The organism is Cedecea sp. FDAARGOS_727 (genome assembly GCF_012273235.1).
Classification (GTDB): Bacteria; Pseudomonadota; Gammaproteobacteria; order Enterobacterales; family Enterobacteriaceae; genus Cedecea; species Cedecea davisae.
Map to the genome: position 1 here is coordinate 134,056 of NZ_CP050966.1, position 23,391 is coordinate 157,446.

The 23,391-nt window shown below is 53.0% G+C and carries 25 protein-coding genes; 7 read left to right on the forward strand and 18 right to left on the reverse strand.

What is annotated here, in order from left to right; genetic code table 11:
• Positions 1–94 precede the first annotated feature (94 nt).
• Positions 95–1,321: a multidrug efflux MFS transporter MdtG gene (gene mdtG / locus FOC35_RS00735; protein WP_172567853.1), complete on the forward strand. Its 1,227-nt coding sequence runs from the start codon at positions 95–97 to the stop codon at positions 1,319–1,321.
• Between the two features lie 394 nt (positions 1,322–1,715).
• On the opposite strand, the gene FOC35_RS00740 is transcribed toward mdtG, so the two are convergent.
• Together FOC35_RS00740 and FOC35_RS00745 are read right to left on the reverse strand one after the other, a co-directional pair.
• A complete protein-coding gene (locus FOC35_RS00740; protein WP_172567854.1) occupies positions 1,716–2,192 on the reverse strand; it encodes a DUF2778 domain-containing protein in 477 nt (158 codons plus the stop codon).
• Positions 2,189–2,671, reverse strand: a complete 483-nt coding sequence (locus FOC35_RS00745; RefSeq protein ID WP_039898077.1) for an Hcp family type VI secretion system effector — start codon at positions 2,669–2,671, stop codon at positions 2,189–2,191. The genes FOC35_RS00740 and FOC35_RS00745 overlap by 4 nt, the downstream gene beginning before the upstream one ends.
• 281 nt (positions 2,672–2,952) lie before the next feature.
• Here FOC35_RS00745 and FOC35_RS00750 point away from each other — a divergent pair, with 281 nt between their 5' ends.
• Positions 2,953–3,327: a MysB family protein gene (locus FOC35_RS00750; protein ID WP_039898076.1), complete on the forward strand. Its 375-nt coding sequence runs from the start codon at positions 2,953–2,955 to the stop codon at positions 3,325–3,327.
• Between the two features lie 3 nt (positions 3,328–3,330).
• Here the strand turns inward: FOC35_RS00750 and FOC35_RS00755 are convergent, their stop codons facing one another.
• The 3 genes from FOC35_RS00755 to mdoG all read right to left on the reverse strand — a co-directional run bounded on the left by FOC35_RS00755 (position 3,331) and on the right by mdoG (position 7,721).
• A complete protein-coding gene (locus FOC35_RS00755) occupies positions 3,331–3,552 on the reverse strand; it encodes a YceK/YidQ family lipoprotein (protein WP_371810775.1) in 222 nt (73 codons plus the stop codon).
• Positions 3,553–3,661: 109 nt separating this feature from the next.
• On the reverse strand, positions 3,662–6,193 hold the full coding sequence (gene mdoH / locus FOC35_RS00760; RefSeq protein WP_016535810.1) for a glucans biosynthesis glucosyltransferase MdoH: 2,532 nt from the start codon (positions 6,191–6,193) through the stop codon (positions 3,662–3,664).
• Complete coding sequence (gene mdoG / locus FOC35_RS00765; protein ID WP_115586291.1) at positions 6,186–7,721, reverse strand: glucans biosynthesis protein MdoG; 1,536 nt, start codon at positions 7,719–7,721, stop codon at positions 6,186–6,188. Before mdoG ends, mdoH begins: the two co-directional genes overlap by 8 nt.
• Before the next feature lie 295 nt (positions 7,722–8,016).
• On the opposite strand from mdoG, the gene mdoC reads away from it, so the two are divergent.
• Entirely contained in the window at positions 8,017–9,177 is a 1,161-nt protein-coding gene (gene mdoC / locus FOC35_RS00770; protein WP_172567856.1) for a glucans biosynthesis protein MdoC, read from the forward strand.
• A 93-nt stretch (positions 9,178–9,270) separates the two neighbouring features.
• Here the strand turns inward: mdoC and ymdB are convergent, their stop codons facing one another.
• The 10 genes from ymdB to csgB all read right to left on the reverse strand — a co-directional run bounded on the left by ymdB (position 9,271) and on the right by csgB (position 18,226).
• Positions 9,271–9,801 (reverse strand): O-acetyl-ADP-ribose deacetylase, encoded by a 531-nt coding sequence (gene ymdB / locus FOC35_RS00775; protein ID WP_172567857.1) that lies wholly within the window; start codon positions 9,799–9,801, stop codon positions 9,271–9,273.
• 152 nt (positions 9,802–9,953) lie between these two features.
• A complete protein-coding gene (locus tag FOC35_RS00780) occupies positions 9,954–12,170 on the reverse strand; it encodes a TonB-dependent siderophore receptor (protein ID WP_172567858.1) in 2,217 nt (738 codons plus the stop codon).
• 111 nt (positions 12,171–12,281) lie between these two features.
• Positions 12,282–14,219, reverse strand: a complete 1,938-nt coding sequence (fhuB, locus tag FOC35_RS00785) for a Fe(3+)-hydroxamate ABC transporter permease FhuB (RefSeq protein WP_172567859.1) — start codon at positions 14,217–14,219, stop codon at positions 12,282–12,284.
• Entirely contained in the window at positions 14,210–15,091 is an 882-nt protein-coding gene (fhuD, locus tag FOC35_RS00790; protein ID WP_172567860.1) for a Fe(3+)-hydroxamate ABC transporter substrate-binding protein FhuD, read from the reverse strand. The genes fhuB and fhuD overlap by 10 nt, the downstream gene beginning before the upstream one ends.
• Positions 15,092–15,166: 75 nt before the next feature.
• Positions 15,167–15,790 carry a 4'-phosphopantetheinyl transferase superfamily protein gene (locus tag FOC35_RS00795; protein WP_216845777.1) on the reverse strand — a complete coding sequence of 208 codons (624 nt, stop codon included), beginning with the start codon at positions 15,788–15,790 and terminating at the stop codon, positions 15,167–15,169.
• Positions 15,780–16,403 (reverse strand): outer membrane lipoprotein carrier protein LolA, encoded by a 624-nt coding sequence (locus FOC35_RS00800; RefSeq protein ID WP_016535801.1) that lies wholly within the window; start codon positions 16,401–16,403, stop codon positions 15,780–15,782. Before FOC35_RS00800 ends, FOC35_RS00795 begins: the two co-directional genes overlap by 11 nt.
• 85 nt (positions 16,404–16,488) lie before the next feature.
• Positions 16,489–16,797: a hypothetical protein gene (locus FOC35_RS00805; protein WP_254065341.1), complete on the reverse strand. Its 309-nt coding sequence runs from the start codon at positions 16,795–16,797 to the stop codon at positions 16,489–16,491.
• Between the two features lie 119 nt (positions 16,798–16,916).
• Positions 16,917–17,246 (reverse strand): curli assembly chaperone CsgC, encoded by a 330-nt coding sequence (gene csgC / locus FOC35_RS00810; protein ID WP_172567862.1) that lies wholly within the window; start codon positions 17,244–17,246, stop codon positions 16,917–16,919.
• A gap of 65 nt (positions 17,247–17,311) precedes the next feature.
• Positions 17,312–17,725 carry a curli major subunit CsgA gene (gene csgA, locus FOC35_RS00815; protein ID WP_172567863.1) on the reverse strand — a complete coding sequence of 138 codons (414 nt, stop codon included), beginning with the start codon at positions 17,723–17,725 and terminating at the stop codon, positions 17,312–17,314.
• Between the two features lie 45 nt (positions 17,726–17,770).
• A complete protein-coding gene (gene csgB / locus FOC35_RS00820; RefSeq protein ID WP_172567864.1) occupies positions 17,771–18,226 on the reverse strand; it encodes a curli minor subunit CsgB in 456 nt (151 codons plus the stop codon).
• A 775-nt stretch (positions 18,227–19,001) separates the two neighbouring features.
• Between csgB and csgD the strand changes: the two genes are divergently transcribed.
• From csgD to csgG, 4 genes are read left to right on the forward strand one after another with little or no spacing between them, the layout of a single operon-like run.
• Positions 19,002–19,652 (forward strand): biofilm master transcriptional regulator CsgD, encoded by a 651-nt coding sequence (csgD, locus tag FOC35_RS00825; protein WP_172567865.1) that lies wholly within the window; start codon positions 19,002–19,004, stop codon positions 19,650–19,652.
• A gap of 4 nt (positions 19,653–19,656) precedes the next feature.
• Positions 19,657–20,040 (forward strand): curli production assembly/transport protein CsgE, encoded by a 384-nt coding sequence (gene csgE, locus FOC35_RS00830; RefSeq protein WP_016535794.1) that lies wholly within the window; start codon positions 19,657–19,659, stop codon positions 20,038–20,040.
• Positions 20,041–20,049: 9 nt separating this feature from the next.
• Positions 20,050–20,466 (forward strand): curli production assembly/transport protein CsgF, encoded by a 417-nt coding sequence (csgF, locus tag FOC35_RS00835; RefSeq protein WP_039898072.1) that lies wholly within the window; start codon positions 20,050–20,052, stop codon positions 20,464–20,466.
• Between the two features lie 37 nt (positions 20,467–20,503).
• Complete coding sequence (gene csgG / locus FOC35_RS00840; protein WP_016535792.1) at positions 20,504–21,337, forward strand: curli production assembly/transport protein CsgG; 834 nt, start codon at positions 20,504–20,506, stop codon at positions 21,335–21,337.
• 51 nt (positions 21,338–21,388) lie between these two features.
• Here the strand turns inward: csgG and FOC35_RS00845 are convergent, their stop codons facing one another.
• The 3 genes from FOC35_RS00845 to FOC35_RS00855 form a co-directional block, all read right to left on the reverse strand.
• Entirely contained in the window at positions 21,389–21,871 is a 483-nt protein-coding gene (locus tag FOC35_RS00845; RefSeq protein WP_039899218.1) for a DUF1097 domain-containing protein, read from the reverse strand.
• Between the two features lie 103 nt (positions 21,872–21,974).
• On the reverse strand, positions 21,975–22,529 hold the full coding sequence (locus FOC35_RS00850) for a molecular chaperone (RefSeq protein ID WP_172567866.1): 555 nt from the start codon (positions 22,527–22,529) through the stop codon (positions 21,975–21,977).
• 28 nt (positions 22,530–22,557) lie between these two features.
• Positions 22,558–23,295: a phosphatase gene (locus FOC35_RS00855; protein WP_039898071.1), complete on the reverse strand. Its 738-nt coding sequence runs from the start codon at positions 23,293–23,295 to the stop codon at positions 22,558–22,560.
• Positions 23,296–23,391 lie beyond the last annotated feature (96 nt).

A 23,391-nucleotide genomic window follows, 5' to 3' on the forward strand; every position in this document is an offset into this window, starting at 1 on the left:
CGATTTGCCAGCCCGATATCATCGGGCGCATAATTAGCAGAGTAATAGTTCTACTATCTTGCCATTCGGCTTTACTTTGCAATTTCGGAGCGGTATGACTCCCCCTGACACCACCATCAACTGGAAGCGCAATCTCGCCGTCGCCTGGCTGGGCTGTTTTCTCACCGGCGCGGCCTTTAGCCTTGTTATGCCCTTTCTGCCGCTCTACGTCGAACTGCTCGGCGTAACCGGACATAGCCAGCTGAATATGTGGTCCGGGTTGGTGTTCAGCATTACCTTTTTATTCTCCGCGGTTGCTTCGCCATTCTGGGGCGGTCTTGCCGACCGGAAAGGCCGCAAGATTATGCTGCTGCGCTCCGCATTGGGTATGTCGATTGTGATGCTGCTGATGGGGCTGGCGCAGAATATCTGGCAGTTTCTGGCGCTGCGTGCGCTATTGGGCCTGCTGGGGGGTTTTGTTCCCAATGCCAATGCGCTGATAGCCACTCAAATTCCCCGCCATAAAAGCGGATGGGCACTTGGCACGCTGTCGACGGGCGCGGTTAGCGGCGCGCTGCTTGGCCCGCTGATGGGCGGCCTGATGGCAGACACCTACGGCCTGCGTTCGGTTTTCTTTATTACCTCTCTGGTGCTGTTTATCTGCTTTGTGATGACGCTGTTTTTCATCCGCGAGTCGTTCACGCCGGTGTCTAAAAAGGACATGCTGCACGCTCGTCAGGTGCTGACCTCGCTGAAAAATCCGCGCCTGGTGCTGAGCCTGTTTGTCACCACCATGATAATTCAGGTCGCTACCGGCTCCATTGCGCCCATCCTCACGCTCTATGTCCGCGACCTTGCGGGGAACGTCAGCAATCTGGCGTTTATCAGCGGGATGATTGCTTCCGTCCCCGGCGTGGCGGCGCTGATTGGTGCCCCGAGGTTGGGCAAGCTCGGCGATCGCATTGGCCCGGAGAAAATACTTATCGGCGCATTAGCCATTTCGGTGCTCCTGCTGATCCCTATGTCGCTGGTCCAAAACGTCTGGCAACTTGGTATCCTGCGCTTCCTGCTTGGCGCCGCCGACGGAGCGCTATTGCCCGCGGTACAGACCCTGCTGGTCTACAACTCTTCTAATCAAATTGCTGGCCGAATATTTAGCTACAACCAATCCTTCCGCGATATCGGCAACGTCACCGGCCCGCTGCTGGGCGCCGCCGTTTCCGCCAGCTACGGCTTCCGCACCGTCTTTCTCGTCACCGCAAGCGTGGTGATGTTTAACGCCGTCTATTCATGGATAACCCTGCGCCAGCCCGCCGAGCGGGTGCGTATTCCGGGAGAGTAAAAAAATTGCGGGCATATACACAGGCTGCGCCCTGAATGGAAGACGGGTCGTTGCCGTGAAAATAAATATAGTCGCCAGGACAGATTTTAAATGCTACAGATAAATCGAAAATGAATTATTTATTCACTTTTCTAAAATTTAACAATAATAGTTACAAACACTCAAAAAAACATGACCTTCAGGCGTGCTACTATGTAGATAACCAGCGAAACTATTAGTAACGATAGCACGCAGAGAGAAAGGAAATAATATTTATCCCATACATCACCGGGTATAACTCCCGTGAATTGTCGTACGAAGCGGTAAGCAGCAATCTCCGGTACTGTGATGAAAAGCATTACTAATATCGCACAGTAAAGCATTGACTCACAAATCCACATGATTACATATTTCATCAATATACCTGTATAGTACCAAAGGCTGAGAGCGTGGCGGCAATCTGTATTCTCGGTGTATTAAGTAATGCATTTCGTAATAATATGAAATCTGATAGCCGTGGTAATGTAATACATCCTTCGCTAACACCTTTATATCCTGCCGGATGTAGACGAAAATGCCCCCGTTCAACCTGCCCAATATAAGTCAGATCATCAATCTGTGTATCGTTACGGTAAAGGGAAAACCAAATCGATCTGTCTGAACCACTGATGAATGATGCAAAGGAGTCTCTGACTCCAGTGAACAGACCGCCACTCCCTCTTGTAACTATGTAATATTGTCCAGGAGGAAGTGGCCCGATGTCCTCTACGGCGATGTCATCTGGGTTGTTACGTGATGCTCCCGTTCCAGAATAAGCCGGAAAGAAACCTATTCCAGGGCAGCTGAGGTTACTCAAGGATCCGCCGTTGAGATAGAAGGTGCATTTGATCATCTTTCATTCCAGCTGTCGGAGAAGACGACGTTTCCATCACAGTATTTCCACGTAATTTTCTCATAACGCAAGGAAACAGCTTCCAGATGGGTATGTTTCTCCGTCGCCGGATTTTTACAGTCATGCATCATTGGACAGATAGAAATGACTTTCACGCCCTCAAGCAGCATATTGAAATACTCTTCTTCCTGCCCTGCGTAGTTAATTTTATACCATTTAATTTCTACACTTTTCAGCGTTTGGCCTTTAGCTACTGCCTTGTAGATATATGGACTGGATGAATCAAACTCTTTTTCGAAGGTTAACGGGGCATGAACGCGTGTACCTGTGATCTTTCCTGTACTGTTATCCGTTGGCAGATGTAAGCCGTGACCAAATCCTGATACTTCAATGCTGCCTTCACGATCGATAACATCAACAGAGCCTCGTATATCAGCCCCACCATCATCTTTCATCCATAAATAAGCGGGTATTGCCATTTTTGAAATCCCTTTTTCATTGCAAAGCCCAAACCATACGCTTTGAAATTTTTTAGTTCCATTCTGAGTAGCTCAAAAAACATGCAAAAATCAACCTTCTTTGAGAGGAGAAATATTGCTGATACCCAGACGATTCAATAAATATAATCATCCAACAACACTTTTCCCTTCATCTAATATACCCGCCGCTTTAAGGCTGATGAAAAGCGGCTTTGACAGCTTTCTTATCGCCATCTATACATTCTTTTACGCCCATTCTGAAGCGATTAAAGGAGATGCCGATGAGCCTGTATGCAACCCTGGAAGAAGCCATTGATGCCGCGCGGGAGCAGTTTCTTGCCGAGAACCCGAACGTGGATGAAGAAAGCGCCAACGTCGAACAGTTTAATTTTCAAAAATACGTGCTGCAGGATGGCGATATTATGTGGCAGGCCGAGTTCTTTGCCGACGATGGTGAAGACGGGGAATGTCTGCCGATGTTAAGCGGTGAGGCAGCGCAAAGCGTGTTCGACGGTGATTTTGACGAAATTGAACTGCGTCAGGAGTGGCTGGAAGAGAATACGCTGCACGAGTGGGATGAAGGTGAATTTCAGCTTGAACCGCCGCTGGACACCGAAGAGGGCCGCACGGCAGCAGATGAATGGGATGAGCGGTAAAGGTTATTCGTACGGGCCGTGGCTGGCGTCAATCGGCAATAACAGCGTGTCAAAGATCAGCGAAAACGGCAGGTCAAGCACGGTGATATAGCGCCATGCGCCATCACGGACGTCCCAGCGCACGCCGGGGTAGTATTGGTTACCGTGCCCCTGCCCCGGTACGGTTCTGCTGATAATGCTGCCGCAGCCGCTCAGCAAGCAGGCCATCGCCAGTACAATAATGATTTTACCCACAACTACCCTCCGGTTCAGGAAGCGCTGAGTATAACTTCCGCCAGATAAAAGACAAAAAAATGCCGACCTCAAAGGGCCGGCATTTTGACGTTTTACGCCATTATTTTGACGATAACGCCAGCGGGTTCAGCTCCAGCTTTTTATAACTGTCCACCCACGAGGTGTAGCGCTCCGGATTTGCCCACACCCGGTAATGCAGACGGGACATGGTCATCGGGTCGCTCAGCAGCACCAGGCGACGGTCGCGGTTAAGCTTGTCCGGCGTTTCGTTAAGCGCCTGCTCAACGTGGCGATCGCGTGCAATCTCCAGCACCAGGCTTTTACGGTGACGCGCGGTAGCCATCGCCGTAGTCAGGGCATTAAATGACGGGTTAAATACCGCGTGCATAAAGCCATCGTCCAGCGTGCGGCTGCGGTTCAGCTGCAGGTAGTTGTCCGTATCGACCAGAACCTGAGGCGGAGAATACTCTTCCGGGATCAGGAACAGCTTCCAGCGCTTGGTGCGAAGCCCGACGGTTGCGCGGCTTGAAATAACCGACACAAACGGCGACAGGATAAGCGAGAAGACAATCGGCGCCAGCCAGAACAGGAAGCGCAGATCCAGCCACGCCATGCCGACAGCCCACACCAGACCCAGAAGCAGCTGCGAGCCGTGGCGCATAAACGCCTCGCCCCATGGAGTGGAGTCATCGTCACGCTGCGGGGAGTTCCATACCACTTCCCAGCCGAGGAACGCACTTACCACAAACACCGTGTGGAACAGCATGCGCACCGGTGCCAGCAGTACCGAGAACAGCACCTCAAGCAGCAGAGAACAGGTTACCCGCAGGAACCCGCCGTACTCTTTCGAGCCTTTGCACCAGATAAGAATGATGCTCAGCAGCTTCGGCAGGAACAGCAGTACCATCGTCGAAGCAAAGAGCGCTATCGCCAGCTCAGGACGCCACTGCGGCCATACCGGGAACAGCTGGCGCGGCTGCAAGAAGTACTGCGGCTCGGTCAGAGCGTGAACCACCTGTAGGGCGGTAGACAGCGCAAGGAACATAAACCACAGCGGAGCCGACAGATAGGACATTACGCCCGTCAGGAATACCGCACGGTGTACCGGGTGCATGCCCTTAACCAGGAACAGACGGAAGTTCATCAGGTTGCCCTGGCACCAGCGGCGGTCGCGTTTCAGCTCGTCCAGCAGGTTCGGCGGCAGCTCTTCATAAGAACCCGGCAGATCATAGGCAATCCACACGCCCCACCCTGCACGGCGCATCAGCGCGGCTTCCACAAAGTCGTGAGACAGGATAGAACCGGCAAAGTTACCCTCGCCCGGCAGAGGAGCCAGCGCGCAGTGCTCGATGAACGGCTTCACGCGGATAATCGCGTTGTGGCCCCAGTAGTGCGATTCACCCAACTGCCAGAAGTGCAGGCCCGCGGTAAACAAAGGCCCGTAAACGCGAGTCGCGAACTGCTGACAGCGCGCATACAGCGTATCCATACCGGACGCTCTCGGCGAAGACTGGATGATACCGGCCTTCGGGTTAGCTTCCATCAGGCGCACCAGGTTGGTCAGGCAGTCCCCGCTCATCACGGAGTCCGCATCCAGCACCACCATGTAGCTGTACTGGTTGCCCCAGCGACGGCAGAAGTCATCGATGTTGCCGCTTTTGCGTTTCACGCGACGGCGACGGCGACGGTAGAAGATTTGCCCTTCGCCCTGCACTTCGGCTATCAGCTCCATCCACGCTTTCTGCTCGGCTACGCAGATATCCGGGTTGTAACTGTCACTCAGGATATAAACGTCAAAATGCTTCTGCTGCCCGGTCGCTTTTACCGACTCCCAGGTTGCACGCAGGCCGGCAAACACGCGATCCACGTCTTCGTTACAGATAGGCATGATAAGCGCGGTACGGTGCTCTGGATTGATAGGTTCATCGCCCACCGTCGAGGCCGAGATGCTGTATTTATCTTTGCCCATCAGCAGTTGCAGGAAGCCCATCAGCGCGGTCCAGAAACCGGCAGAGACCCAGCAGAACAGAATGGCGAACAGGATCAGAATGCCGCTTTGCAGGATATACGGCAGCAGTTGCATAAAGGAGACCCACAAATCCTGGCCCCCCATATCCGTCGGGTTAATCAGCGCCCAGCCCTGGTACGGAAGAATGGTCTTCATATACCAGGTTGCCACCACGGTTTGTGCCAGCGTCAGGATCAGCAAAATGTAGCGGCGGATGGTGCCCACGGTACGCCATTTCTGCTCGGAGGCCTCTTCCTCTTTGGAGGAGAACTTCGAGTGCGTTTCGCGGCCGCGCAGGCGGTCCCAGAAGCGGCCAATCGGGTTAGTGCGCCACGGATCCGGGAACATAGAAGAGCGCGTGGCCTTCGGCATCGCCTGCAGCTGGGTGCGACCTTCTTCGTCTCTGATCAGCTGATCGCCACCAAGAGAACCCGGCCAGCTAGCCTCAAGGCGAGCTTCTACCGATGCAAGGGGAGAGTCATCCGCTCGCTCATAGTGGTGATGCTGCGCGTCAAGCGCCTCATGCACCGCCTGAAGATCGGATGTCGGAAGAGCCGCCTTCTGCTCGGCAGAAAGCGGCAGTGCCTCAATATAATCGGGCGCGAGTTCAGTAGACTTATTCATTGGCAGGCAGCTGGTAGCTCCAGGTTTCACTCAATGTCTGCTCGCCGTTAACCAGCGCAGCACGCATGTCGGTCGTCTTCTTCTCGTCCTTCAGCTTCACGCGCAGGGTTAAACGCCAGCCTTTATTGACCGGGTTGTAGCGCACCTGGCTGTCCACTATTTCACCGTTATCGCCAATGCTGGTCTGCGCGGTGACCGGAGTATCCGCAGGCAGTTTTTTCATCTCAGCGCCGGTGAAGTCCACCACAAACGCGATGGTGCCATCCGGCTGACGAATCAGATTGGACTGCTTAACGTCGCCGGTCGAACGGCGGGTTTGCAGCACATACGCGCTGTCCGGCGCATGCATTTTGTCTTCATCGCGGCTAAAGGTGATGGTGTACTTAAAGTTCATCTCTTTGCCCGGATCCGGCAGTTGGTCCGGCGTCCAGTAGGCAACGATGTTATCGTTGGTTTCGTCGTTAGTCGGGATCTCAACCAGCTCGACGCGGCCTTTACCCCAGTCGCCAACCGGCGCAACCCAGGCACTTGGACGTTGATCGTAACGATCGTCTAAATCTTCAAAACGCGAGAACTGACGGCCGCGTTGCAGCAGGCCAAAGCCAACCGGATTTTCCGTAGCGTAAGAGCTTACCGCCAGGTGTTTCGGGTTGTTCAGCGGACGCCAAATCCACTCGCCGTTACCGGCGTGAATTGAAAGACCGTTAGAGTCATGCAGTTCCGGGCGGAAGTTAGTGGTAGGGGACGGCTGGTTTGGCCCAAACAGGAACATGCTGGTCAGCGGAGCAATGCCCAACTTGCCGACTTTGTCGCGCAGATAAACTTTAGACTGCACGTTGACCACGGTATCGCGCCCCGGGGTGATAACGAAGCGGTATGCACCGGTGGCGCGCGGGGAATCGAGCAATGCATACAGGGTCAGCGTCTTGTCCGTTGGTTTCGGACGCTCAATCCAGTATTCGCGGAAGCGCGGGAACTCTTCGCCGGACGGCAGCGCGGTATCAATAGCCAGACCGCGGGCAGACAGGCCATATACCTGGCCAGAACCGATTACGCGGAAATAACTCGCTCCGAGCATGCTGACTATTTCGTCGTTCTTATCTTTGCTGTTGATCGGATAGAGCACTTTGAAACCGGCAAAACCGAGATCTTTTACGGTGTCTTTATCGTGTTTTACATCCCCGAAGTTAAAATAATCCGGGTTGTATTTAATCTTATGTACCGCGGTGGCGGTCACTTCATTGATGGCAACCGGGGTGTCGAAGTACATACCCTGGTGATAGAATTCGAGCTTGAATGGGGTCTTAATGTTGTTCCAGTAAGCTTTGTCATGATTGAACTGGATCTGCTGGTAATCCGCGTATTTCATGTCGCGGAGTTGCGAAGGCAGGTTGCTTTTCGGTGCTTCGTAGCTCTTGCCCGCTAAGGTTTTCGCCTGTTTTGCGACGTCGTCGATAGTGAAGGCCCAAACCGAGGTGGTATAAAGGGACAACATTACGGCCGCGCCTAACCAGCGCACTTTCATCATATTTGCTTTATGTTTCATATTAACCAGCACATCCCCCTTTGTGTGCTTAAATCAATCTATCCATTTTAATGGAAACTTTTGCTTTCCGACAACCAATTCACCGCTTTGTTCAGCGTACTGGCTCAGGGTTTAAGCAAAATAAAGACAACTGCTTACGCTTTAAGAGTTCACCCTGGCGACAGGATGACATGCTTAGTGTAGGGTTGCCACGAATATGTAGACTGAACTGGACTTTTAGCCTGATGGGATAGGGTCTTAAGGATAAGACGAATAGTCTGAAAATGTCTGGAGTATTATGAGTAACGCACCGCAACAACGTGAGTTTTTCCTGGATTCCATCCGGGCATGGTTGATGCTATTGGGCATCCCGTTTCATATCTCGCTTATCTATTCGAGCCACCACTGGCACGTCAATAGCGCGGTGCCCTCTGCGAGCCTGACGCTATTTAATGATTTTATTCACGCGTTTCGCATGCAGGTATTCTTCGTTATTTCTGGTTATTTTTCCTACATGTTATTCCTGCGCTACCCGCTCAAGCGCTGGTGGACGGCGCGCGTGGAGCGCGTCGGCATCCCGATGCTGACCGCCATCCCGCTGCTGACGCTGCCTCAGTTCCTGATGCTGCAATACATCAATAACAAGACCGGCACCTGGCATACGCTTACCGGCTACCAAAAATACAACACCCTGGTGTGGGAACTGGTCTCACATCTGTGGTTCTTACTGGTGCTGGTGATATTAACCACGCTGGGAATGGTTTTGTTTCAAAAAATTAATAACTTTATAATTAGAAACGAACAGAATAATAAATCACCGGTTACGATGGGAAAACTCTCAGTTCTGTTTTTGGCCTGCGGTATTTTATATGCCGCTATTCGCAGAACCATTTTTATTATTCATCCGCCGTTATTAAGCGATGGTCTGTTTAATTTCGTGGTGATGCAGACGCTGTTTTACCTGCCCTTCTTTATGCTGGGGGCGCTGACGTTTAAACGCGAATCGCTAAAAATACTGTTCACAACGCCTTCGCCGTGGAGCGCGGTGGCCGCCGCATTCGCCTTTGCCGCCTATCTGCTAAACCAGCGCTACGGCAGCGGCGATGCGTGGATGTACGAAACGGAAAGCGTGATAACCATGCTGATGGGCCTGTGGATGGTCAACGTGGTGTTTTCTCTGGGCTACCGGATGCTGAATTTCAAATCGGCCCGGGTGACCTATTTCGTCAATGCGTCGCTGTTTATCTATCTGGTTCACCACCCGCTGACGCTATTCTTCGGCGCATTTATTACGCCGCATATTACGTCCAATATCCTTGGATTTTTCAGCGGGTTAGTATTCGTTGTCGGCATTGCGCTGCTGCTCTATGAGCTGCATTTACGCATTCCGCTATTGCGCTTCCTGTTCTCCGGTAAACCAAAAAACAAAACGGTCACGCCGCCTTCTTTCGCTGGTTAATACACGGCGCATGCCGGGCTTCGCCCCGGCTTATCACTCTTATTTCGACGAGAATAGCCTTCACAGATTGATTTTTTGTGAAGGCCAAATGATTTATTTATTACAGTCGGCGGCAATTTGCTGATAGATGGCGGTATTTTCGTCATCGAAGCAGACAAAAACAACCTGTTCCGGTAGCGGACGAATACCAATGTACTTGTAGACCGTGTCCCAGGCGATACGCGCCGCCTGCTGCTTAGGAAAACCGTACACGCCGGTACTGATGGCCGGGAAAGCAATGGTGCGGTAGCCGTTTGCGGCGGCTAAATCCAGGCAATTGCGGTAGGCGAGTTCCAGCAGCTCAGCTTCGTTTTGCTCGCCGCCGTGCCAGACTGGCCCCACGGCGTGAATAACCGCTTTTACCGGAATGTTTCCCGCCTCGGTGATAACCGCGTGGCCGGGGGCACATTCGCCCTGATGCTGAAGAACCACCTTACAGGCTGCCAGCAGCGCAGGTCCGGCGGCGCGATGAATCGCTCCGTCCACTCCTCCACCGCCCATCAGCGAAGGGTTTGCTGCGTTGACAATCACATCAACATCCGCCTTTGTGATATCGCCCTGCACCACCTGTATTCGTTCACTCATTAAGCATTCTCCCGCTGTACTTTGCCGTAGTCTAGTCTCCTGCAGCGCACCGCGTACATGACTATTATCGTTTCGGAACGTTACTATATTTGAAATCCTTTTGGTTTCAGAAACAAAAATCCCCGCCGCAGCGAGGATTTCAGGTCTTTCGGTCAGAAATCAACCGTCATCGACAACTTCAGGGTTCGTGGATCGCTTTGGGTAATGTAAGACCCGCTATCATCCACAGAAGCCCAGTACTTCTCATTTGTCACGTTTTCCACGTTAGCACGCCAGGTTAGAGTCTGGCTATTGAGCTTCGTGCTGTAACGCACGCCTAAATCGAGGCGGGTCCAGCCGTTCAGCTTCACGCTATTGTTCGCATTCGCATACTGAGAGCCGGTGCGAATCAAAGTCCCGGTTGCCGTCAGGTTCTGCACCCACGGCAGATCCCATTCGCCGCCAAGTGACCAGGAGTAACGCGGCACGCCAATCGCATCTTTCCCGTCGTTAGCGCCGCCGGTCGTTTTGACCATCTCCGGCGCGAGCCACAGCGCGCTGCCCAGCAGGCGCACGCCGTAGAGCGGTTCGCCAAACACGTTCAGCTCCATCCCACGGCTGCGCTGCTCGCCGTACAGCCCGTAAACGTTGTTATTATCAATCATGCCAACCGGCTTTTTGATTTCAAACAGTGCCAGGCTGCCGCCAACCCGCCCAAAGTCCATTTTCATGCCGACTTCGTTCTGCTTCGACTGCACAACTCCGACAACATTACCGGCATTGATGGCTTTTGAGGTGGCCGTCGGCCCCGGCTGTAAAGCTTCAATATGGTTAGCGTAGAAGGACACCGGCTCCCACGGCTTCACCACCAGGCCATACACCGGCGTCACTTTGAAGGCGTCGAAGCGCGTTTTCGGATCTTCCACGCCGGTATAACTGTAGTTACGGATCCTCACATCCTGGCGACGGGCCCCCACGGTGAGCAGCACTTTATCATCCAGGGCTGAAAGCGTGTCGGAGAGAGAAATGCCTCCGGTAATCGTGCGGCTGCGCTGGGTTGGGTCATCCATATTGCTGCCGGACGCTACCGTCGGGAACCGGTCAAGGCCAACGTCGGAAGGATGATAAATATTATTACCAACCGCCGTCTTGCCCGAAGACATGGTATAAGCCGCACGAGTTTTGCGGTACACGCCGGAATAACCGAGGTTAACGCTGTGGCCGATAAAACCAGTATCGAATTTGCCGCGCACGCCCGCCATGCCTGAGAAGGAGTCGGCTATAAAACGTGTGGAAAGCCGTGTCTGGCTGGTGTTGCCGTTGTTATCAACAAACTTCGGCACGCTGTAGTTGCCGCGCTCGTCGGTTTCGCTGGTGCCCAGTGCGCCGTAAACCGTCCAGCTATCCAGCATGTCGTATTCGCTGCGTAACGCGGCAAAACGGCTACTCATATCGGAATAGACCCACGGCTGGCTGTAGTTGGTTCTGTTGTCGGGCACTTCCGGCATTTCTGTGATTGCGCCAACGCCTACCCCGATACGCCCGTTATGAACCGTCATTTTCTGATAACCGGCGTCAAAAGAGCTGCGCAGCTTATCGCCTTTGTAATCAAGCCCGACGCTGCCCAGAGAAGTCCGGTTTTTCTGGTCGTGGATTTCACTCTCACCTTCTCGATGAAGAAGGTTAACCCGCGCGCCAAACTGGTCGTTATCGCCAAATCGACGGCCAGTATCCAGCGAACCACCTACCTGAGAGCGCCCGGTGTAATCAACATCAACCCGCGTGTGCGGCTCGCTCCCCGCACGCTTAGGCTCGATATTAATCGCCCCGCCAACGCCGCTTCCACCCGGAGGTACGCCGTTCAGGAACGCGGTCGAACCTTTAATCACCTCAACGCGCTCGGCAATCGCGGTGCTGGTAATCTGCCGTGGCAAGACGCCGTATAAACCGCCGTAGGAAATATCATCGCCGTCCAGCAGGAAGCCGCGTACCCGGTAGGACTCGCCAAAGTTACCATAGCTGCGCACGGGCTGAATGGTCGCATCGTTACGAATAATATCGCTGAGGGTGTTGGCCTGCTTATCCTCAATCATTTTTGATGTATAGCCGATAACGTTAAACGGCACGTTGCGGGCGTCCTGCTCGCCCAGCATCCCAAGACGGCCGCCGTTAGCGACCTGCCCGTCAAGATATGCCGGAACAAGCTCATTGCCACCGGGCTGGAAATCATTTTCCGGGGTGGCCGTCACCGTAATTGTTTCTTCGTTGGCGCTGTTTTTTTGCGGCAAGCTTTGTTGAGTAGCGGCGACGACGGGAAAGCAGAGAGCGGCTATCGTTGCGGCAAGCAGGCGCGGGCGTAGCCCGGCCTGTTGAGAAGCGAGGTAGTGCATAGTAAACCCCTGGTAAGATAACGAAATTAATAATGAGAACGGTTCTGATTTTGATCGCAATTATCATTTGCAGGTTAATAATTGCAAGCAAAAATGACGGTCTGTTACTCGTTACGCTTTTCGTAATAACCAGATGAAGTAAGGCGCGCCGCACAGCGTCGCCAGTAGCCCTGCGGGGATCTGGAACGGAAATATCAGGCTACGTCCAAGCCAGTCGGCCACCAGCATTAGCCCCGAGCCAATGACTATCGCCATCACGAGCTGCGGCATAGCACGACGGAAGCCGAGCATCCGCGCCATGTGGGGAGCCATTAGCCCAATGAAGCTCAGGGGGCCAACGCACAGCGTCGCGGCGGCAACCAGCCCGGCGGCCAGCATCAGAATAGTGATGCGCGACCGGCTCAGCGCCACGCCCAGCGCCTGAGCGGCCTCACCGCCTAACGGCAGAATAACCAACCAGCGCCGGACCAGCGGCGTCAGGCCAATAAAGGCCAGTGCCATAGCGCCGCTCACCAGCGCCTGCTGTCCGGTCACTTTCCAGGTCGACCCGGAGAGCCACGTCAGCACGGCCCCGCTACGCGGATCGCCACTGGCAAGGTACAGCGTCAGCAGCGTGGCAAATACGGTACTTAGCGCCACGCCCGTTAGTAATAGCCGCCCAGGAGCCAGCCCCGTGCGCGCCAGCACCAGCATTGCCAGCAACGTTAACGCCGCGCCGGCAAAACCGGCCGGAAGCTGCCAGGCGCTGATATCCCCGGGAACGAGGAATGTCAGTAATACGATGGCGCAGGCGGCCCCCGAGCTAACGCCAAGCACTTCCGGGCTGGCCATTGGATTACCTGTCATCTTCTGCACCAGCGTTCCGGCTGCGGCCAGCATTGCCCCGGCAGCAAGCGCCGACAGAACGCGCGGCCAGCGCCATTGCCACATCTCCTCCAGGCCGACGAACCAGCCAGCACTTTCCCGCCCGACGCCCAGGGCAAGCAACGACACCAGCAGCAGCACGGTACAGGCCAGTATTATGGTTTTAGCCGAGAGCTGCCGTTCGGCAACGGCGCTGGTATCCTGCGTGGCCGCAAGGCGTTGATGGCGCAGGCGTGGCAGCAGCCAAAGCATTAGCGGCGCGCCTATCAGGGCCGTTACCGCGCCGGTAGGCAACTCCTGCCAGAAGCTGCCCAGCCAGATGACCAGCTGATCGCTAAGCACCAGCAACAAAGCGCCCATGACCATAGAAGCCAACAGCTTCGGCAGCAGGCGGCGCACGCCAAACATTCCCGCCAGAATAGGCGCAAACAGACCAATAAACCCGATAACTCCAACAATGCTGACCAGTATGGAGCTGAGCAGCAAAGCAAGAAACAGTCCGGCAACCCGCACTGAGGCCAGTTTCATTCCCAGCCCGCGCAGCACCGCATCGTCCAGCGCCAGCATACCCAGCGGCCGAATCATCAGGACTATCAGCACCAGCACGGCCAGCAGTCGCGGCCAGAGAAAATCAACGCCCGCCCAGTCATACTGGTTCAGCATGCCGCTGCTCCAGATAAACAAGTTTTGCAGACGTTCATGGTTAAACAGCACGAGGAAGCTTTTTACCGCTCCGCAATACAGGCCGAGCACCAGTCCGGCAAGGATCAGCGTGACCGGAGACATGCGCTTGCCCCAGGCCGCGCCGAGCACAATACTGCCGACCGCCATCGCTCCGGCCAACGCCGCAAGCTGCTTGCCCGTTTCCCCTGCTCCGGCTAAAAATAGCGTCGCCAGGGTCAATCCCAGCTGAGCACCTGCCGCCACTCCGAGCGTTGCCGGTTCCGCCAGGGGATTACGCAGAATATGCTGAAACAGGCAACCTGCCAGCGCCAGACCTGCCCCGGTAAGTAAAGCCAGAGTTGTGCGCGGCAGCATGCTGTAGTGAAACAGCATCTGGGAAACATCGGTCACCTGCGGGGCAACGATTGCCTGCCACCAGAGGCTGGCGGACAACGTCTGCTGAAAGTTATAGCCGGTCAGAAACAACGTAAAAGCACAAAGTAAAACGAGAATTAAGCGCACAGGGCCTCCGGCAGCAGCTGACAAAAACGCAGCGCCGAAAAGCTGCCGCCATAGAACCAGACGGCAGGCAATAAATGCAGCTGCCCTTCGCGCACAAAAGGCATCACCTGCCACAAAGCAGACTTAGCCACCGTTTTAACCGGGTCATCATCGCCGTGCATAAAGCAAAGTGCGGTCACATTTTCCAGCCTCACCAGGGTTTCGATACCCACAATAGCGCTACCCCAGGGATTGGTTTTACCCTCCCACGCATTGCGCAAACCCAGGCGTTCTAGCAGATCGTTAAACAGGCTGTTTGCACCGAAAATCATCACCCGGCGGCTATCGAGGAAGGAGAACATCACCAGCGGTTTAGGATTAGCGGGGAGCTTTTCTCGTGTCGCGGCAATTTGCTGATGCAGATAAGTGAGGTGTTCAACAGCCTTTTGCTCGCGGCCGAGAAACTGCCCCAGGCGCAGCAGATCCCGCTCAAGCAGCCCGAGTGGGCGGCCGCTGGCGTCGTTAAAAGCGGTAGACCAGCACGGCGCGATAGGTGTTAGATCGGACTCTGAAGGGCCAAAACCTTTGGAGATAATAAATGCGGAGGGTCGCAGGCGCTGCATCAGCTCGCGGTTAGGCTCATTGCGAAGCCCCACATCTACCACCGAATCAGGCAGCGCTGGCTCCCTCACCCAGCGATGATAATTACGCTTATCGGCAATCGCCAGGGGCATAATACCCAGCGCCAGAAGCATCTCCACCGGCCGCCACTCGAGCGCAATAATACGTTCTGAATCAATGCCCCGCGCGTGAGCACGACCCGGAAGAATCGTAGCCAGCGGCAGCAGTGCCGAGAGCGTAAGAAGCCGACGACGGCTAAAAGAAACGTCCATATAAATAGCAATAGTTATCGTTCTAATTAAGTTTTACTTATTATGCCGCCGAAGCCCGACAACGCAATCAAAAACTTAGACCCGGCCGACAACCTGCCCGGGAGTGAAATCCGGTGAAAAACCCTGATGGCCGCAGCAGGCGATCAGCATTTCTCCGCAAACAATATGCATCAGATGCAGGCCCGGCGGGCACAAGGTCAGCGGCGGCAAATTTAGCTCGGGTAATTGCCAGACCGTTCCTCCCCGCTGCTTCACTACCGCTTCATGGGCCGTCCAGAGACGCCAGAACTCCGTCAGCTGTTCCTCCTGGGGCAAAGCCAGCAGCCGGTCATACAGCGGGGCAGCAAAACTGTGTTGCGCCACGGCCTGCCAGCGTTTGCGGGGGCGTAACAGCTCCATATCACAGCCCACAGGCTGGCAGCCGACCAGCACCGCAACCGCATGAGCGCTGTTGGTAATGTTGAAAGCCGGAAGCTCTGGGTGCCAGGGCTTACCGTGGGGGCCACTTTGCAGCAGCGGCAACATTCCGTTGTCCAGCAACTGCGACAGCAGCACGCGCCCGGCTAACCATACCGGGCGGCGCATTCCCTGAGGCGCGCTGGCAATAAGCTCAGCCGAGAGCCAGCGGGATACAAACGCTGGTGAACTGAGGCTTGTTACCTGCCCCACCGCAAGGCGATAAGGTGTTTCAGTATGCAAAGCGTTTACGCTCTTCACGAGTCAGCTTTCGCGGTTCCGGCTGATAATGGGTAAAGGAGATTTCGGTATAGTCTTCCTCGACATCATTGAGCTCAATGCGCTCGATATACTTTTCCCCACGGAGCGTGACCGAACGGAACAGTTTATTCAGCGGCTCATCTGCGGGTATCAATACCAGACGCCACCTTCCCTGCCCCAAATCGGTAAATTCGCTGATAAAACTTTTCTCCAGCACTTTACGATCGATATGAAACAGCGTGCGCAGCAGCTGGTTAAAATGAAACATCTGCGGGTTACTCTCGCCCGTTATAGTCTGGGGTGGCTGGCTGCCCATAACCTGCACCATATGCCCGCCATTCACAATCAAACGCATCGGGAAAGGCTGGCGCTGTTGCCACCATAGCCCCTTGTTTTTAGCAATCAGCAGCTTTCCGCTGGAATGCAGCGGCTGCGCTGTCCCTTTAATCTGGCGCTCCTGCTCAAAATTAGCGCGCACTACCGGCGACGCAGCGAACCGTTTTTCTACCTCATCGAGCGTAACGGCTCCGGTCGCTCTGGCAACCAGCATAAGAGAGAGAAGCAGACATTTTTTCACAGCACTGACCCTATACATTCAACCTGAACCCACAGGGGCTAGTTTACTCTGCTATACGGCAGGAACCCAAGAGAGTCGGCCCGTGATTTAACGGGCCGCGACATTATTGATAGGTCACCTGTAAAACGGCGAGCTTATGCTGAGCATCAAGGTATTGCACCCTGGTTTGCACCGTGCTGTCGCTATAAAGAGTGATGCCATTAAGGGAATTGAGCGCAAGGGTCTGGGTGACGGGCTTGCCTTGCTGTGAGCAGGTAACGGCGACATCAGCACTCGCCGGCGCCCACTGGCACCCGCCTTCTACTATTTCACCTCGAAAATGAATAACGCCGGATGATGCAGCCTGAGATAGCGATGAAACAGCCATTCCCAGCGCCAGACAAAGCAAATATTTCGCACAAGCTGTTTTCACTTCGGTACTCCTCGATTGCTGTCGTCCCTGAAGGTTATCGGCAGAAAATCAAAGATTCTTAAACAGTGATACACACTCGCGATTCTTGCAATCCGTTCATCATTTATATTTCACGGCGGTTACGGCTTTCCTGCCCCGACCCAGTGCTGCTCAAGATGGAAGGATTTACCATCACTCAGCGTAACGGTCACCACAACGCTGTCGCCCGGTTCGATATTCATACTGAGCTGGGACAGCGGCACCGCCTCGTGCGCTTTAATAAAGAGATCGCTGCTTTGCTTGCTTTCACTTTGCCCTGAGGTTCCGCTTCGCCTGGCCGCGAGCGTCATAGTGCACTGGCAGTCCGCAGCCAGCGTGGCAATGGGGGTGATGGTATAAATATTGTCCTGCTGTCGGGTATTAAACGTTAGCTGGCTTGAGAGCGCGGCAAGCAGCACTAAGGTATGCATACGGCCTCCAACGAAAAAACAGGGCCACAGGCCCTGTTAAGTTGCTTGCGAATAAACCGGGCCTGCTAGTACTGGGAAGCTGAAGCGTGGTTGCCGTTGCCGTACTGGGTTACGGAGACCAGAGAGCTTGAAGCAGTCTGGTTAACGACGACTCCGTTGTTAGTACCAAACTGTTGAACGTCGGTTTGCGCGTTTTTACCATTCCACTGGCTGATGGTTGCATTGTTGCCATAGCCGTCCTGCAGCAATTTAATATCGCTGTGGTCAGAACCCTGGCCCACTTTGGCTCCGTTAACGGTACCAAACTGTTTAATTTCCGTTTTTGAATACAGCGCATTTGACTGTAGAGCTGTAGCGTTATTTCCGTTACCCTGCTGATAAATTTTCAGGGTTGAGTGCTGAGCCTGCTGCGGGTAAGTAGCCATTGCACCTGCGGACACTACTAATGCTGCTAATGCTGCAACTTTGAAAAGATTCATACTAAAACCCCCATCGGATTGATAATTTCAGCACAAACGTTCTGCTTATCGCTGAATAATGCGAATCGCCATTTGTGACTGGTTTTGCACTACAACTGCTGACTTCTGGGTACCATACTGAGTAATGTTTGCTTTATTACCTGAACCTCGTTGAATAATAAGCGCAGCATTACCAAATGCATCCTGCTTAATACTCGCATCGTTGGCTACGCCGTCTTGCGAGATGTAAGCCAGATTATAACTACCTGATTGCTCTATATTAGCCCGATTTCCTGCACCATTTTGAACTACTTCAGAAAATTGGTGCTGGCCTCTCTGAATAACATCGGCATTATTACCGCTGCCGTACTGACCAATAATTGCCGCCTGATTAAATTGAGGATTACTCAGCTCATTAACGGCAAAATTATATTCTGCACCGGCAAGATCGTTACCGTTGGCCATGGCGTTATTTGAAAGCCCAACAAAGAACAACATTAACAATAGCGATTTAATTTTCATCTCATCATCCTGAACCTAATTGAGCCGGAACTAATGATGCTCAGTTCAAGTGGTAACACCTCACAAAAACGGCAGTAAACTGTTATTGTTCGGTTACGAAATTGAGTATGTCCCGATAAATTTTTAAAATATCTCATGCACAGGGATTATTTTGACTTATTGGATTAATACCAAAGTGTGAATCCACAATACATTTGCGCTCTGGCGCTACAGATACAATCATCAGGAAAGAGAGAGCTAATCATTAGCACACTTATTTAAACAAACCATAAACCTCACGCACTTAGCACATCCGATGCGATGCTTAGTCACATTATGAAAAACCACCATCACCACACCAAGTTTTCTTAAGCGAAGCGAGAGAATCCCAGAAACAGCGTTTCTTAAAATATGATTTTAAAATGCAAAATCAAAACACGAAAAACAAACACATACAAATCAGATGGATACGCATTTAACATATGATATATTATCTATACATAAAATATATAACGTACAACTTTAGCGTTAAATCTAAATAGACGAAAACGCGAAGTGAAACATTTTAATATTCTGAGTTACATTTTGTTACATAGTTAACACTTGCTTTAAAATATCTACTGGTTAAATTGAATATGAAAGCACTCCTTTAGTTAAATTTTCTCATTCATCGGGAACATCACGCCCGAATATTAAAAATATTAATACACAGCAATGCTGCAGCTATCGGTACCACTGGGAGAATTAATATCTATTAATTCATACGGTAGCGGCAAAAACCAGGTGGAGTTTCATCATGTATAATGAAGTCCATGCCCTACAGGGGCCTACGCTACTGCTAATTACTAAACCCTCTCTTCAGGCATCTGCCTTATTGCAACATTTACGCGCCTCGCTGGCAATAAACGGCCGGGTGCATAATATACAACGCTCACTCGATGAGATTGCCAGTAATTCTCTGATTTTATTCGATATGGCAGAAGCGGATAAAAAGACTATCCAATGCTGGCAGGAAAAACTAAGCCGTAGAAACAATCATATAAAATTACTGTTACTTAATACGCCGGAAGAATATCAATTTAAGGATATTGAAAACTGGCCGTATATCAACGGGGTATTTTATTTGACAGCAGAAGAGCCAAGGGTAGTCGAGGGACTGCGCGGGGTAATGGAAGGTGAATGTTACTTCTCGCAAAAACTGGCCAGCTATTTGATAAGCAACTCAGGGAATTATCGCTTTAATAGCGCAGAATCTTCGTGCTTAACCCAGCGCGAAAAAGAAATTCTGAATAAATTACGCATTGGCTCGTCAAACATCGAAATAGCCCGCTCGTTGTTTATCAGCGAGAATACGGTAAAAACCCATCTGTATAATCTTTTCAGGAAGATAGCGGTAAAAAACCGCACCCAGGCCGTATCCTGGGCCAACGATAACCTCAGGCGCTAAGGCGATGAAACGCTCAGCCGTTTTATTGCTGGCAACCTGCTGGTGCGCCAGCGTCGCTCACGGTGAAGAAGTTGAGATCCCAGGCCTGCTCACCGACCACACAGTAACTTCGGTGGGGCACAGCTTCTATCGCGCGTTCAGCGATAAATGGGAAAGCGACTTTACCGGCAACTTAACCATTAATGAGCGCCCCAGCGCCCGCTGGGGAAGTTGGATAACCATTACTGCAGGGCAGGATGTTGTTTACCAGGCCTTTCTTTTCCCCACTAAACGCGACTTCGATAAAAACGTTGAGGTTGCACTGGTCCATACAGACGAGGCGCTAAAACGCAGGCTTATCGATAAGCAATTATTGAGCACCGGCGATTTAACCCATGACGAATTCTAGGAGATGATGATGCGTATCTACTTAGTCGTGCTTTCCATGCTGCTGTTTTCGCCGCTGTCCTGGGCCGGGAATATGGTTTTCCAGTTCGTTAATCCCAACTTTGGCGGTAACCCTAATAATGGTGCCTATCTGCTTAATTCCGCTCAGGCGCAGAACTCTTATAAAGATCCGGCCTACAGCAGTGACCTGGGTATCCAGATGCCGAGCGCGCTGGACAATTTCACCCAGGCTTTGCAATCGCAGGTGCTGGGCGGGCTGCTGACCAATATCAACACCGGTAAGCCGGGGCGCATGGTCACCAATGATTTTATCGTCGATATCGCCAATACCGACGGCCAGCTACAGCTGAACGTTACCGACCGAAAAACCGGCAAAACCTCCACCATTCAGGTGTCCGGCCTGCAATCAAACTCCACCAATTTCTAGTGGCGTAAACCAACAATAAATTTAAAGGGTAAACATCATGCAGCGCTTACTCCTGATTGTGGCGGTGTGTTTATTGACGGGCTGTTTAACGGCCCCGCCAAAAGAAGCAGCGAAACCCACGCTAATGCCCCGGGCACAAAGCTACCGCGACCTGACGCATTTACCGGATGCCAAAGGCAAACTGTATGTTTCGGTCTATAACATTCAGGACGAAACCGGGCAGTTCAAGCCTTATCCTGCGAGTAACTTCTCAACGGCCGTGCCGCAAAGTGCAACCTCAATGCTGGTGACGGCGCTGAAAGATTCACGCTGGTTTATTCCGCTCGAGCGCCAGGGCCTGCAAAACCTGCTTAACGAGCGCAAGATAATCCGCGCGGCGCAGGAAAACGGCACCGTTGCCGACAATAATCGCCAGCCGCTGCAATCGCTGATGGCGGCAAACGTAATGATTGAAGGCTCGATTATTGGCTACGAAAGCAACGTGAAGTCCGGCGGCGCGGGCGCCCGCTACTTCGGCATCGGGGCCGATACGCAGTACCAGCTCGACCAGATTGCCGTTAACCTGAGGGTGGTGGATGTCAGTACCGGCGAAGTGCTCTCTTCGGTCAACACCAGCAAAACCATTCTTTCCTACGAGGTACAGGCCGGGGTCTTCCGCTTTATCGATTACCAGCGGCTGCTGGAAGCGGAAATTGGCTACACCAGCAATGAACCCGTCATGCTATGCCTGATGTCCGCGATTGAAACCGGGGTTATTTATCTGATTAACGATGGGATAGACAGGGGACTTTGGGATCTGCAAAAACCATCCGACATTAACAACCCGGTGCTGGTGAAATATAAAGAGCTGTCTGTCCCACCCGCCTCGTGATAACCGATAACCGCATGTATCCATAAAAAAACCGGCTGATGCCGGTTTTTTTTATTCGCTGAGTAATGAGCCTTGCTTCGGTTTATCTCGCCTTGCGGCCAGCCACAGCCCGCTGTTTTTCATCGCGAAGCCAAATACCAGCCCCAGCAGCAATGAAGGCACCACGATATGCCATTCACCATTGTTGGCAAAAGTCGCGCAGGCACCAATAAAAGTCCCCGGAACAAACGAAAGCAAAATATGCCGCGCCTGGATACACATCAGAAACGCGACAATGCCGGTCATCACATACCCAAGAATATCGGCATGGGGAGCCAGCGCGCTGCCGTGAATAATCACCAGCGCCCAAAGAACGCCGCTACAAAGCGTGCACAGCGAAATAAACAGCCCCTTAACTCCGCCCTGCGGACAGGCAAAATAGGCGGTACAGCCGAGGAAACCGGCCCAGCCCAACAGGCCGAGGCTCACCGCAACCCAGCCCCAAAGGCCTGAGAGAATACCGGTGGTAATAGCGAGAGGAATAAGTGTCTTCATGGCGCCGTATCATAGCAGAGCCGGCATGGCCCACTACGATCCAGCGCACATTTTTTGCAAGTTTGCTTTTGCTGTTACATTCTAATTGTGATTCAAATCACAATTACTCTTCCTCAGATTCCTGCAATTCATCGCGCATCGCCTGCAATGCTTCGCGGCTGATGGCCGCCAGCATACGATAGAACGGCGTCGTCGCGTGGGCTTCTACCTTCCCGAGGAAGGTGCCGCACCACGGCAGCAGGTACTCATCGAACAGCGTAATCTGTGCTTCAAACTCATCTTCCTGAGACTGATCTTCCAGCCATGAAGCGGCCAACAGCAGCGTCCCGAAGTGATCGGCCGGCGTTTCGCCCAGCGGCATGCCGCGCTGCTTGAGGAACTGGCGTACTTCACCTTCATCGCTCCCTTCAACCCATGCGGAGCGGAAAGGCGGCACGCTGCATTTCTCACCGATAAACAGCGCATTAAAGTCCGCCGCCAGCAGCTGAGGATCGCAGCTGGTTTGCAACCGCCCCAGCAGTTCGTCCTGTTCCAGTGGCCAGCTTGCCGCCAGCTTCCCTTCGCGGATCAGCGTAAACAGCGGAACCAGCAGCGGATCCTGCGGCTGGCGATAAAATAGCGATCCTAAAACGCGGCAAATAATTGAAAACTCATTCATGACTGGCTCTATCCATTACGGGTGTTAATTACAGTGTGGCAAATTCGGCAATCGGCGCCATTCCGCGGGCTTCAAGGAACCCGAGCAGGCGCGCCGGAGAAACGTTGAGAATACGATCTTCCGGGAAATCAATTTCGTCGAGGATTTTGCGGCATTCGCTGAAATCACCGAGGGTAAAAGCGGTATGGGAATCTGAACCCAGCGCTAACCAGCCTCCGGCATCGCGCACGGCCTCGGCGATGGCGCGGCAGTTCGGACCGCTGCCGATACGTGAATGGGTAAAGGAGGAGTTATTGAGTTCGAGCGCGACGTTATATTTTGCCGCCGCGGCAGCCACGGCCGGAATATCAATCTCAAACTTAGGGTTACCGGGGTGGCTGATGATATGCACATCGCCGTTGGCCATCGTCGCTATCATCGCTTCGGTATGGGTCGCTTTATCCTGAGGCGGGAACACCGGCTCGTGGAACCCCGCGATAATGAGATCCAACGCATCCAGCATCGGCCCGGTACAGTCGATTTCACCGGCGGTATTTTTAATATTGGACTCGATGCCGCGCAGAATGCCGACGCCGTCTACCAGACGCGGCCAGATGCGCATATTCACAAAGTGCCAGTAATGCGGCGCATCCGCCATATCCGGACCATGGTCGGTGATGGCAAATAGCCGAATGCCTTTGGATTTAGCGACAGCGATGTAGTCGTGGAGGGTACTGTAGGCGTGGGTGCTGGCAACGGTGTGCATATGCAGGTCAACGGGATACATGGTTTTCTCCTTTTCTATTTTGGCTAAGGATACCAGTATTCCGTGACAATTTTTAGCTTGTGGAGCGGGCGATATATGCCCGGCCAAAGCCGGGCT